The 12,296-nt window shown below is 66.1% G+C and carries 8 protein-coding genes and 1 pseudogene; 7 read left to right on the plus strand and 2 right to left on the minus strand.

Annotated elements, in window-relative coordinates; all coding sequences use genetic code 11:
* Nucleotides 1-3: 3 nt before the first annotated feature.
* Nucleotides 4-399, plus strand: coding sequence for a hypothetical protein (locus ACSP50_RS34115; protein ID WP_014693878.1), 396 nt, complete (start codon nucleotides 4-6; stop codon nucleotides 397-399).
* 102 nt (nucleotides 400-501) lie between these two features.
* On the opposite strand, the gene ACSP50_RS34120 is transcribed toward ACSP50_RS34115, so the two are convergent.
* A complete protein-coding gene (locus tag ACSP50_RS34120) occupies nucleotides 502-2,655 on the minus strand; it encodes a sigma-70 family RNA polymerase sigma factor (protein ID WP_052311799.1) in 2,154 nt (717 codons plus the stop codon).
* Between the two features lie 488 nt (nucleotides 2,656-3,143).
* On the opposite strand from ACSP50_RS34120, the gene ACSP50_RS34125 reads away from it, so the two are divergent.
* The 6 genes and pseudogenes from ACSP50_RS34125 (at nucleotide 3,144) to ACSP50_RS34150 (ending at nucleotide 11,341) form a co-directional block, all read left to right on the plus strand.
* Nucleotides 3,144-4,307 (plus strand): hypothetical protein, encoded by a 1,164-nt coding sequence (locus ACSP50_RS34125; RefSeq protein WP_014693880.1) that lies wholly within the window; start codon nucleotides 3,144-3,146, stop codon nucleotides 4,305-4,307.
* A gap of 249 nt (nucleotides 4,308-4,556) precedes the next feature.
* Nucleotides 4,557-4,931 carry a hypothetical protein gene (locus ACSP50_RS34130; protein WP_014693881.1) on the plus strand — a complete coding sequence of 125 codons (375 nt, stop codon included), beginning with the start codon at nucleotides 4,557-4,559 and terminating at the stop codon, nucleotides 4,929-4,931.
* Nucleotides 4,931-8,488 (plus strand): AAA domain-containing protein, encoded by a 3,558-nt coding sequence (locus ACSP50_RS34135; protein WP_014693882.1) that lies wholly within the window; start codon nucleotides 4,931-4,933, stop codon nucleotides 8,486-8,488. The genes ACSP50_RS34130 and ACSP50_RS34135 overlap by 1 nt, the downstream gene beginning before the upstream one ends.
* A 513-nt stretch (nucleotides 8,489-9,001) precedes the next feature.
* Complete coding sequence (locus tag ACSP50_RS45270) at nucleotides 9,002-9,331, plus strand: hypothetical protein (protein ID WP_014693883.1); 330 nt, start codon at nucleotides 9,002-9,004, stop codon at nucleotides 9,329-9,331.
* A gap of 629 nt (nucleotides 9,332-9,960) precedes the next feature.
* Nucleotides 9,961-10,548: pseudogene (locus ACSP50_RS34145) on the plus strand (IS5 family transposase).
* Nucleotides 10,549-10,744: 196 nt separating this feature from the next.
* A complete protein-coding gene (locus tag ACSP50_RS34150; protein ID WP_043512744.1) occupies nucleotides 10,745-11,341 on the plus strand; it encodes a phosphoribosyltransferase in 597 nt (198 codons plus the stop codon).
* A 205-nt stretch (nucleotides 11,342-11,546) separates the two neighbouring features.
* On the opposite strand, the gene ACSP50_RS42775 is transcribed toward ACSP50_RS34150, so the two are convergent.
* On the minus strand, nucleotides 11,547-12,233 hold the full coding sequence (locus ACSP50_RS42775; protein ID WP_155123709.1) for a pentapeptide repeat-containing protein: 687 nt from the start codon (nucleotides 12,231-12,233) through the stop codon (nucleotides 11,547-11,549).
* Between the last annotated feature and the right edge of the window lie 63 nt (nucleotides 12,234-12,296).

Here is a 12,296-nt window from a genome sequence, read left to right on the forward strand (position 1 = left end):
ATCGTGACCGTTTTCGAGAAGGCCACGCGGGAGAAGTTCCGCTACCCGTCGGCCAAGGGCCTGCTCAGCACCGAACAGCTGTGGGACCTGCCGCTGACCGCCAAGTCCGGTTTCAGCCTCGACGACGTGGCCAGGGCCGTCAACGCCGAGCTCAAGGCCGTCGACACCGAGTCCTTCGTAGCCACCGACGGCAACCCGGCCAAGGCCACCTGGGAGGCCAAGCTGGAGGTGGTCAAACACGTCATCGCGGTCCGCCTCGCGGAGGACCAGGCGGCGAAGGCGGCGGCCGCCAAGAAGCTGGAGAAGGAGAAGCTGCTGGCGATCCTGGGCCGCAAGCAGGACGCGGTCCTGGAGAACCTTTCCGAGGAAGAGCTCCTGGCCCGCATCGACAACCTGTAGAGCGCAGGGAAGCACGATACCGATCGGGCCGGACGCCCGGGTGGGCGTCCGGCCCGACAGCTGTTCGTTCGGAGCACCGCCGGTTGCCGGTTTTGGTGGGGGTCAGCTGGTGGGTCCGGTGGTGATGCCGGTGGTGTGGGCTTGTTGTTGCCAGCGTTGGTGTTCGTTGTTTTCGGTGGTGGTGGTGGGTGTTTGGGTGGTGTTGTCGTGGCAGGCGTTGGGGGCGCAATCGGTGAGTACGGGGGCGAGGGGGACGGGTTTGCCGGTGGGGCTGATGTAGGTGACGGCGGTGGTGTTGCCGGTGGCGGCGTTCGCGGTGAAGAACGTTTCGTGGTAGAGGTTGCGGATGTAGAAGCCGGTGTAGTGGCTGTTGATGACGCGTCCGTCGGGGAGCCGGCCGGTGGAGATCATCCGGTTGCCGGTGATGAGGTTGTGGTGGCCTTCCGCGATCGCGATGCAGATGTTGGAGAACGACACGCAGTGGTTGCCGCGGCAGGTCAGGTAGCGGGAGGCGTGTTCGGCGGTGTTGCCGGGTGAGCTGTCGCCGCATGTGATCATGCTGCCGTTGTTGCTGAGGGTGGGGTCTTTGGCGTAGGCGCCGCGTAGGTAGTTGTCGGTGATCAGGGCGGGTCGGGCGGGGGTGCCCGCGACGCCGGTCACGCTGATGATGTCGCTGTAGTCGCTCTGGCCGGGTTGGTTGACGATCTCGTTCCAGGAGATTTCGAAGTGTCGGGGTTCGATGATGCCGAGGGTGGCGGAGAAGAACCCGGCGCAGGAACCCTGTTTCGTCGTGCGGGGGTCGGGGTTGTGCTGCGGGTCGCAGCGGCCCCGGGTGACCCGGCCGTCGGTGTCGAACGCCCGGTTCCGGGAGATGAGCAGTTCGTCCATGCTGCCGGGTTTACGGTCGCCGGTGATGTGGATGCCACGGGTGTGCCGGAACTCGTTGTTGGTGATGACGACCCGGTGGGGCCAGACGGCTTTGAAGAAGAAGCCACGGGCCCGGCCGGTCAGCCCGGGATCGAGGCCTTCCCCGGTGCAGTTGCGGACCGTGACGTTCATGCTGATCTGGGTGGCGCGGTCGGTGCTCCACGCGCCGATCAGGGTGCCGGGTCCCCGGACGTGACACTGCTCGATGATCACCGGTTCGCTGGTGTGGATGGTGACCGCGGCGACGTCCGGGTTCGTGCTGGCCCAGTTCCCGCGGTAGGTGCCACCCTTGGTGATCTCCAACGGCCCCGCATACACGATCGGAGTGACGGAGGCCCGGGCCGGCGCCGGTGCCGACGATGCGGGGGCCGCGCTCGGGGCCCGTCCGGCCGGCGAGCCGGGAGCCGCCGGCTCCACCGCGGCCGCCGGGGCGGGGTCGGGTCGATGCGCCCGGACAGCGTAAACGCCGATCGACGCCGCGGCGACCGCCACCGTGGCCACCACCGCGGCGGCAGTGTTGCCACCCAGCGACTGCAACCGGCGCACCGCTCGTACGACCGTCTTCACCTGCGTTCCGGCGGCCTTCGCCGGAGCTCCGGCGGCCGCGGACGACACTGCGGCAAACGCCGGCGCCGGCACCAGCAGCGGGAAGGCGGGCAGCAGCCGCTCCGGCGGAATCAGGGCGCCGCCCGCCGCGCCGCATCGGCCACACGACGAGACGTGACGCAGGAAACGCTTGCGCCAGAGCGCGGAAGGCTCGCCGTCCCACCCGGACGACTCCGCCGCCAGCTCCGGGCAGGAATCCGTGCCGGCCAGTACGCGGACGAGGACGCGCGCCTTCATGAGCCGCTCCCGCAGCCGCTGCAACCGCACGGCCACGTAGGCGGCCTCCTGCTCGAGCGTCGAGGCCACCGCCGGCCGGTCCATCTCTCCCAGCGTCTCCAGCCACCAGAGCGTGAGCAGCTCCCGGTCGTCCGGATCCAGCCAGGCGGTCGCGGCGGCCAGTTCCCGCCGCTGACCGGACATCGTCACGCGGGCGACCGCCACATCCTGTGGATCGATATCGGGGCCGGGCTCCGGAAGGCGCCAGTCGGGTGCCACCGAGCGCGCCGCCCGGTCTCGCCGCGCCTCGTGCAGCGCGATGGTCAGCAGCCAGGAACGCAGGCGGGACGTGTCCCGGAGCTCGTCGAGGTGTTCGATCGCCCGGGTCGCGGTCTCCTGCACGACATCGTCGACACGTTCCGCGGGAACCAGCCGGGCGACCGCGGAGTAGATCACCGGCAACTGTCGCCGGAACAGGTCCTCCCGAGCCCGGCGATCACCACCCATTGCCGCATTCAATACGCGATCGTCCGTCGATGTCATCATTACCTCGCACAGCTTTGTCCGGCCGCCGAAACCGTACCCGGTGAATCACCGAAAGGCCACCGCCGAGGCTGGATAGGGACGGCCACCCCCGCGCGAGTCACGGCATGAGCTGAGATATCACAAACTTGATGTGAGTTTTCAGCGGTTCCCTATTGGCCTTCGCGGACCTATTCTCCCCCCTTGCCGGTACACCAAGAATGGGACGAGAATCCATGTCATTGCATCGCGACCGAGGTGAGTCCACTCGGGTTCGGACAGCACTAGCCGGTTTCATCGCGGCCATTTCCCTGACGCTTTTCATCGGCGCGTGTGGCCCCCGGGGAGACAACCACGCGGCGGGTACGGCCGCGGGCCGGCCGAGCGCATCAGCGACAGCGCGCATCACCACGACCACCACCGCCCCGGCCGGGGCCGCGCTCGCGGGCACTCCCGGAGCTACGCCGTCCGCCATGTCCACGGCCGCCCCGATCGTGTATGCGGGGCCGTTGGAGATCACCAAGGGTGGCACCTACCGCGGGAACTGGGCCAGCACGAACCCGGACGTCGCCGCGGTCACCATCCACACCAGCGAACCGGTGATCATCGAGCAGTGTCACGTCCGGGGACCCGGCACCCTGATCGGCGCGTGGAGCACCGACCGCGCCACCCAGATCAGCATGAACGTCACGGTCCGCAACTGCACCGGGGAAGGCCTCGATCCCGGGCTGACCGGCCGGGCCCGTGGCTTCTTCTTCAAAGCCGTCTGGCCCCACCGGGTCGTCATCACCAACAACGAGTTCCGGCACACCCGTGGCATCCACATCACCGGCGACCGTAAACCCGGCAGCATGGACGAACTGCTCATCTCCCGGAACCGGGCGTTCGACACCGACGGCCGGGTCACCCGGGGCCGCTGCGACCCGCAGCACAACCCCGACCCCCGCACGACGAAACAGGGTTCCTGCGCCGGGTTCTTCTCCGCCACCCTCGGCATCATCGAACCCCGACACTTCGAAATCTCCTGGAACGAGATCGTCAACCAACCCGGCCAGAGCGACTACAGCGACATCATCAGCGTGACCGGCGTCGCGGGCACCCCCGCCCGACCCGCCCTGATCACCGACAACTACCTACGCGGCGCCTACGCCAAAGACCCCACCCTCAGCAACAACGGCAGCATGATCACATGCGGCGACAGCTCACCCGGCAACACCGCCGAACACGCCTCCCGCTACCTGACCTGCCGCGGCAACCACTGCGTGTCGTTCTCCAACATCTGCATCGCGATCGCGGAAGGCCACCACAACCTCATCACCGGCAACCGGATGATCTCCACCGGCCGGCTCCCCGACGGACGCGTCATCAACAGCCACTACACCGGCTTCTACATCCGCAACCTCTACCACGAAACGTTCTTCACCGCGAACGCCGCCACCGGCAACACCACCGCCGTCACCTACATCAGCCCCACCGGCAAACCCGTCCCCCTCGCCCCCGTACTCACCGATTGCGCCCCCAACGCCTGCCACGACAACACCACCCAAACACCCACCACCACCACCGAAAACAACGAACACCAACGCTGGCAACAACAAGCCCACACCACCGGCATCACCACCGGACCCACCAGCTGACCCCCACCCAAACCGGCAACCGGTCGGTACGGCGACAGCCCCCGCCGCCGTACCGACCGGCCGGCGACGGTCCTGCGGGCGGGACGCCGGCATCCAGCCAGGTCAGCGTGGCGCGCGCAGTTCATGACCGCACCCGACCCCGATCGCCGGCAATCACCATCATGTCGGGAACCCGACATATTTAACTGTGCCGCTCTAACAATCCGTAGCGTTTCGGATGCTTTTGAGTCGGGTTCTGCGGGAGGCATAGTGTCCGAGGTCTTCATCGAGGTCAGTTTCACGCCGTTGCCGGAGGACGACGACTTCGTTCTCGACCAGCTGACCGAAGAACTCGAAGAGGACCTGCGCGACATAGGCGAGGTGAGTCGGCTCGAAGCGCCCGCTGTTCCCGACGGGAAGGGCGTCGGCGAGGTCGTGCTTGCCGCCGTCGCCGCGGTCGCCGGCACCGATCCGGGCTACGCACAGGCGCTCGTCGACCTCGTGGTGGGCTTTCTCCACCGTAATCAGGGTCGCCGGGCCCATCTGCGGATCGGGGACGTCGAGTTCACGATCGATCAGGCGACCAAGGCGGAGACGGCCAAGATGATCGACATTGTTCGTGATGCGATCGAGCGTTCCCGCTGATGGGTCGGCACGCCCTGATACTGGGGACGGCGACCTATCACGCTGATCGGAAGCTGACCCCGCTGCCCGGTGTCCGGCAGGACGTCGAGCAACTGCAGACCCTGCTGGAGACCGATGGCGAGTTCGACAGCGTCACGGCGCGCATCGATCTTCCCGCAGTGCAGATGAAACAGCTCGTCGAGGAGTTCTACGGTGCCCGGCTCGCCGGCGATCTCGCACTGTTCTACTACTCCGGCCACGGGGTTCTGCACGGCGACCGGCAGTCTCTGTTCCTCGGGACGATCGACACCGACACGTCGATCCTCCACACCACTGCGTTCGATGTCGAAGGCATCCTGCGCCATATGCTGAACGACACCAAGGCCGGCCAGAAGGTGGTTCTTCTGGACTGCTGCTTCTCGGGGTCGTTCACGGCGCGGCATCGGTTCACCGGCGGCGTGCGGCAGGAGCCCCGTCGGCTCAAGCGGGAACGCGGCACGTTCCTGCTGCAGTCGAGCAGCCATCTGAAGGCCTCGAAGGCGCAAGGTCCGGATCGGCCTTCGCTTTTCACCGAGGTGCTGCTCACCGGTCTCCGCGGCGCGGCCCAAGGCACCGCTGAAGACGGCTGGATCACGGCGAGCGACCTCTCTCGGTACGCGATGACGGAGATGTCGCGCCGCCGCCGAGAGGAGAAGCCGGTCGAGTCGAGCGAGGGTGTCACTGAGCCGATCCCTCTGGTCAGCGGATCTGTCGAGCGCCGGCGACACGTACCCGGCAAACCGGCTGAGGAGCCGGACGATGCACCGTTCGACACGGAGCGGTGGCGGCGGCTGCTCGGCTACTACGTCAACTGCCTGCAGCGTTCCGCCGTTCTTCAGTTCTTCGTGGATCCGGTAGCGGGTGACTCGTATGTCCCCGCCCCCGCCGGCCGTGAGGTCGTGTTCTCGGCCAGTGAACCGGTCCGCTTCGGAGAACGAGGACAACAACTCGCCAAGGCGGCGGAGGCTGGTGGCCGATCCCTGCAGTACGGCTACCCGGTGGTGACGCTGTCCCCGAAGGGCCGGCAGCAGCTCCATTGGGCGCCGTTGCTCGTCTGCGATCTGACCGTAGGCGCCGACGGGTTGGCTCATCCCGCACCGCCGCAACCCAGTCCCGCCCTCGTCGACCACTTCCAGTTGTCCGTGGTCGAGGCCGACGAGTTGCGCGAGGCCGTAGCGGAACGACTCGTTCCCGGCGATCGCCGATCCCTCGCCGACGCCGTGAACCTGGTCGCCAAGGCGTTCGGCCTCAAGCCGGCCTCGCCACTCGATCCGCAGAACCTGGCCGGCAGGGTTGACCGAGGACCACTCAACCGCGTGCAGAACGCCGGGATGCTGTTCGCCGCCGGAAGCACCGAGTCCCCCGATCGACAACTGATCGAGGACCTGCAGGAGATCGTCAAGAACGCCGGGAAGATCGCGTCGACCGCTCTCGGCGCGCTGTCGAACGCGAACGACGACCCGCGGGTCGAACCTGCGGCCGACGTGCTGACGGTGGCGCCGAGCTCGGTGAACGAGACCCAGGAGGAGATCATCCGGGCTGCGATGAGCAGGCCGTTGACGGTTGCGCAGGGACCGCCCGGTACCGGTAAGAGCCAGTTGGTCACCGCCTTGCTGGCCACTGCCACGGCGGCCGGGCAGAGCGTGCTGATCGGCTCGACGAACAACCGGGCCGTCGACGAGGTGGTCGAGCGGGTCACCGCCATGGTCGGCTCCGGCCTGATCCTGCGTACCGGGAACAAGGACTACCGGCAGCAGGAACCGCAGTACCTCGCCGAGGTGATGCAGGCGTGGCCGCCACCAGCGGCGGACACGCGCGGCCCGTTCCACGAGCTTCGTCTCGTGGCACACGAGATCGAACAGCTGCGGGAAGAACTCGATCACCATCGCCGGCTCGAACGAGATCTCGCCGACCTTGCCTTCGCACGCGACGCGACACTCACCGACACGGATGAGCGCACCCTGGCCAAGCTGGTCGACCTCACCGAACGGGCGCTACGGAGCCGCTGGTTCGGATGGTGGTACCGCAGACGGCTACGGTCATCCGGGGCCTTCGACCGCGATGCGATCACCGTCCTCGGCGAGAGTGCGGTCATCGAGCAATGCTGGCGTGAACGACAGCGGCAACTCGTGGCACTGCCACACGCCGTTGAGGACGCATGGCAGCGCTTACGGACCTTGCAGCACGACACCAGAGCCGAGCACAGCAAGGAGCTTCTGCGCGCCCAGATCGCCACGCGGGTCAGCGGAAACACCACCCTGCTCCGCAATCGCGCCGACGAGATGGCCAAGCCGAACGGGAGCAGCTGGACCTACATGTCGGCCCTCGTCAAGGCGCTCCCCGGGTGGGCGGTCACCGCGAAGTCGGCCCGCCGACTGCAACCCCGGGCCGGCCTGTTCGACCTGGTGATCATCGACGAGGCAGCCCAGTGCACCGTCGCGGACATCCTGCCGATGCTCTACCGAGCAGAACGCGCCCTCATCATCGGCGACCCACGGCAGCTGACCCCGGTCGTCGAGCTCTCCGCCGACGACGACCGCAGGGAGCAGGCCCGTGCGGGACTCGGTCACGGCTGGCTGACGAATCGGCGACTGACCTACCGCGACCATTCGGCGTACGAGGCATTCGCCGCCGCAGCGGGAAGCACCATCCTGCTCGACGAACACTACCGCTGCCACCCGGAGATCATCGATGCCCCGAACCGGGTGGTCTACCAGAACCGGCTGACCGTACTGACCGACCCGGGTCGGCTCGCCGCACCGGCCGAACCCGCCACCCGCTGGGTCGACGTGCCCGGCCACTTCACCAAGGGCGCCACCGGATCGGGCCGGAACGCCGACGAGATCCAGGCCGTGGTGACCGAGGTGCAGCGGGTGCGCAAGGAGTATCCGGAAGCCTCGATCGGCGTCGTGACTCCCCTGGCCGAACAGCAGCGCCATCTCCAGCGCGCCCTCCTCGACCAGGGGCTCACCGACAACCTGCTCTGCGCGACCATCCACAAGTTCCAGGGCAGCGAGAAGGACATCATGGTCGTCTCGCCGGTCGGCGCCCAGGGCATCAGCGAACGCACCCGCGGCTGGCTCGTCAACCAGACCAACCTGTGGAACGTGGCGATCACCCGCGCCCGCTCCCAACTCATCGTCGCCGGTGACCGGTCATGGTGGTCCGGACAACGCGGTCTGCTGGCCGATCTCGCCAGCCCTACCCGCACGACAGCAGCAGGTACCGATGTCGGCCCACGACCGGCCGATCGGCTGATCGCCGGCCTTCGCGAGACCGGACTGACAGTGCATTGGGAAACGCCGCTGCCGGGTTACCCCGTCGACTTCACGATCAGCCTCGGCGACAAGCGGCTGGCCGTGCTGGTCGACGACCCCGACGGCGATCCGGACGGCCACTCGCTACGAAGGGTGCTGAGCCGCCTGGACATCATCGCCTCCGCCGCAACAGTCAAGCGGGTACCGGCATGGCGCTGCCTCGCCGAACCGGAACAGGTTGTGGCTGAGCTGCGTGACGCGATCGGGACAGATCTCCACTGATCCGATCTGTCGAGGTCGGGACCTCAGCCGGGCGAGGCCTGGTGCAGCCGTATGGAAAAAACGTCATCGGGTGGACCCGATGCGCGGGCAGCCTCTATCCGATCCTGCGCTCTCCCAGTAAGGACCACAACGGCAAATGCTCGTTACCGAGAATCCGGTAACGAGCATGTGACCTGCTAAAACCTTTGGTGGGCGATACTGGGATCGAACCAGTGACCTCTTCCGTGTCAAGGAACGGCCAACGACCCGCTGACCAGCGGATTGGGCGTTGACCAGCGGACCCAGGCCGCCATTCCCGGCAGGTCAACGCTGTTCAGCACCGTTCAACGCCGTCTGAGGCGAGCTTGTGCTCCCATATTCGCTCCCACCGTAAACGCGCCCGCGTCCGCCGTGAACTGGCATCCGCCGGCTACGTCTTCACCCGCAAGGACGGCGAACCGATCAACCTGAGCTACGCCACCACCCGGTTCCGCAAGCTCACCATCCGCGCCGGCCTACCCCCGGTCCGGCTGCATGACCTGCGCCACGGCGCCGCCTCCCTGGCACGAGGCCTGCGCGGATCTGAAGACGCTGCAGGATTTGCTTGGACACTCCAGCATCGTGGTCACCGCCGACACCTACACCAGCGTCCTGCCCGACTCCCAGCGCCGCTGCGCCGACGCGACGGCCGCGTTGGTGCTGGCCGCGGCCCGGCACACCCGCCAACGCATCAAGGAGAAAGCGGCGAAGAACCGGCCCACCGGGCGCGCCGGAAAAGAAGCACCTTCGGAGAAATGGCCCACCAGTAAGAAACGAAGCCGCAGGTCACGCAGCCGCCGCAACCCGGTCAGTCGCGGAAAGTGATGACACCCATGTGCCACCCACTCGCCACCCAACCTCTCTACAAGGCCGGACAACGAGAAAGGCCCGAACCGCGTTTCCGCAGCTCAGGCCTCAATCGAAGAAGTGCGCCCGAAGGGACTCGAACTTCTAACCTTCAGATCCGTAGTTAGACGCCTAGTAGGCACTAGCACGCTTCGTAACCTCATTCAAAGAACCTTGTGCCAAAGTCGTCTTGCCAGCTCAGAGGCCGTTCGGGTTTCGGCAGGTCGTGGCCGAGTCACCGAATTGCAGGCCGCCAGGACCAGCAGGCCCGACTCGATCGTGCTGGTTTAGCCGCCGTAGTTCTGGAACGGTCGCCGACATCCGATCACCCACGGACCACCCACGAACGCCGTCACCTTGAGTAAAGACATCGAGGTGCCATCACGCCGGTGGCATGCGCGACGCTGACCGGCCGAGGCCCCGGCGTGCGGCCGAGATGGGTGGGGCGACCCCATAGGCTGCTGCGGCCCGCGCCCGCGCCTAAGGGTCTAAGGCGTGTTTTAGAAGCTGACGGTTGATCGATGTTCCGGCGTGGCGGTGATCGATAACTGAAGAGGTCTCCGGTATCTGGTTCTGCGACCAAGCAAGAACTTCATACCGGAGACCTCGTGGCCACCTTAGCGGTGACGAGGCGGCATGACTGACCGACCGGCAGTGGGCCGTGCTGGCCCCGCTTCTTCCTGCCGCGTCCACGACCGGTCGTCCGCCGAAGTGGGACAAACGGCAGCTCATCGACGCGATCCGGGGGCGAATCCGGATGGGCACCCCGTGGCGTGACGTCCCTGCCGTCTACCCGCCCTGGCAGACGGTCTACGGCCTGTTCCGCCGCTGGCAGCGTGACGGCACCTGGGACCGGATCCTCGCGGCATTGCAGGCCGCCGCCGATACCAACGGCAGGATCATCTGGACGGTCAGCGTCGACTCGATGACCAGCCGCGCCCATCAGCACGCCGCCGGCGCTCGCACCAAAGGCCTGCATCCCCAGCAAGAAGGACCAGGACGCCCACCGCAAGGCCAAAGGATCCCGCGGCGGACGCCCGCCGAAGTTCGACAAGGCCCTCTACCGCAAGCGTCACGCCGTCGAGAACAGCATCGCCCGACTCAAGCGCTACCGGGGCATCGCCACCCGCTACGAAAAGCTGGCAGTCCGGTTCCAAGCCGCCCTGACCATCGTGATCATCGGCGAGTGGCTATGACCAGCTTCCAAAACACGCCTTAGGGCGGTTGCCGAGTTGGCCCGCTTGCAGATCTCAAAAAATAAGCGAAGCGGCGGACCGTAAGCCGTCGCCGATCTGCGCGGCCGGGTGGTGCGACATCTGTTTCGGGGCCGTCCGACTGAACCCTAAGGGCGTTTCGTTTCGTCGATGTCAGCATTGCCGCGGCTATGACGGCGTGCTGGATGGCTACGTGCCGATCGGATCGTCGGTCGCGGACGGACTGGAGTCCCTGCTGCACCGCTACAACAACTTCGGCCCGGATCACCGATGGCTGGCCGCGCCCCTGGCAGCGCTGACCCGTGGCCTTCTCGTGCGGCACCTGCGCTGCCTCGAAACCCGCTTCGGCCCCTTGGACTTCGCGACCCACGTCCCGAGCTGGGGAGGCGACCGCCCCTTCGACCCGCTCCCGACCGCCGCCAGCCTCATCAGCGACTGGCCCGTGCCATGGATCTTCAACCTAATGTCGAAGACCAGGGAGGGGCGTCCGGCGCGTGGTGTCGTGGATTCCTCCTACTTTCGGTTTAACGCCTCCACCCGGCTGCCGGGGTTGGCGATCCTGCCTGTCGACGACACCTGGACTTCGGGGGCCTCCCTGGTGAGTACCGCGAAAATGCTGCGCGCTCACGGCGCCGCCCGGATCGTAGGCCTCACGGTCGGCCGGCAGCTCACCGAGGGCTTTGGCAGCTCCGATGCGGTGAAGGCGGCGCTCCGCGATATGGCGTTCCTCCCGCGGATCTGCGTGATCTGCAGCTGGAGGGCAACCCGCCGGTGAGCCGGCGGCGATCACCGGCTTACCGGCGGGGGTGTCCTTATGGGTTTCGTCAAGCAGCGAGGGGCTGTTCTGCCGGTCGTGGTTGGTAGGGCTGGTGCTCGCGGATGGAACCGGCCAGGTGCGACCGGTCCCATTTCATTCCAAGCCGACACCTCATCCGCCAACCGCTAGCATCTCGCGAGCACGGCCGCGTCACCGAGTTCATCTATTTCGCACCAGATTCAATTAAAGCACGAATCCTACTATTAGCTTCCGCCGCAGCGGCAGAGGAGTCGCGGGCACAGTAAAGCAATTCATTCTGGCCGCTTCTGAAATCCTCACCAAGTACCGTCAGGTAGCTCGCAGCGAATTGCCGCATCTCCCCATCAGGCCATTCCTGTACCGCAGCCATCGCCCTGACTAGGAACGCCTCAGGGTCCGGTATCAATACATGCCGTTTGTCAGCAGGCAGCTTCTGCTTCCGCAGGTCTACTCCAGCACGGAAGCCGCCACCAAGCATCGTCGCGCCTGTTAGATCATTGCCACTTATCTCGTTAACGATTCCCTCATAGGAACCAAACACCGTTAGTTTGTCCAGTCGCCCAGTAAATACGCAGTCTACGAAATCTACGTTGTGACACATCCAACTCTGCGCCGTCACATCCCTGAAGCTGCAATTCTCGAATCGAACATACCCAAGCATCACACCGGAGAAATGAGATCCGTCAAACGAGCAGTCAGAGAAGACGCTCTGCACGCTACCCTCTCCCAGCGCACCGCCCGTTACGCGCAAGTTTTTGAAGGAGCAGTCATCAAACTTACTCGAAGTCACTGACAGCCACTCGAGCTTCCGGCTGCCGAAGTCATATCGCTGGAACCTCTCGCCGCTTATCCAAAGCATCTTATCGTTCACGGATGCATTGTAGCGCAAAGGAGGCGTGATATCGGTCTAACTATCCAATCGCGCCGCTTACAA

This window comes from Actinoplanes sp. SE50/110 (genome assembly GCF_900119315.1).
GTDB lineage: Bacteria > Actinomycetota > Actinomycetes > Mycobacteriales > Micromonosporaceae > Actinoplanes.

Bases quoted from the DNA above. Each gene is read 5' to 3' on its own strand.
- ACSP50_RS34120 (WP_052311799.1), bottom strand. From the start codon at position 2,655: ATGGGTGGTGATCGCCGGGCTCGGGAGGACCTGTTCCGGCGACAGTTG.
- ACSP50_RS34125 (WP_014693880.1), top strand. From the start codon at position 3,144: ATGTCCACGGCCGCCCCGATCGTGTATGCGGGGCCGTTGGAGATCACC.
- ACSP50_RS34135 (WP_014693882.1), top strand. From the start codon at position 4,931: ATGGGTCGGCACGCCCTGATACTGGGGACGGCGACCTATCACGCTGAT.
- ACSP50_RS45270 (WP_014693883.1), top strand. From the start codon at position 9,002: ATGACCTGCGCCACGGCGCCGCCTCCCTGGCACGAGGCCTGCGCGGAT.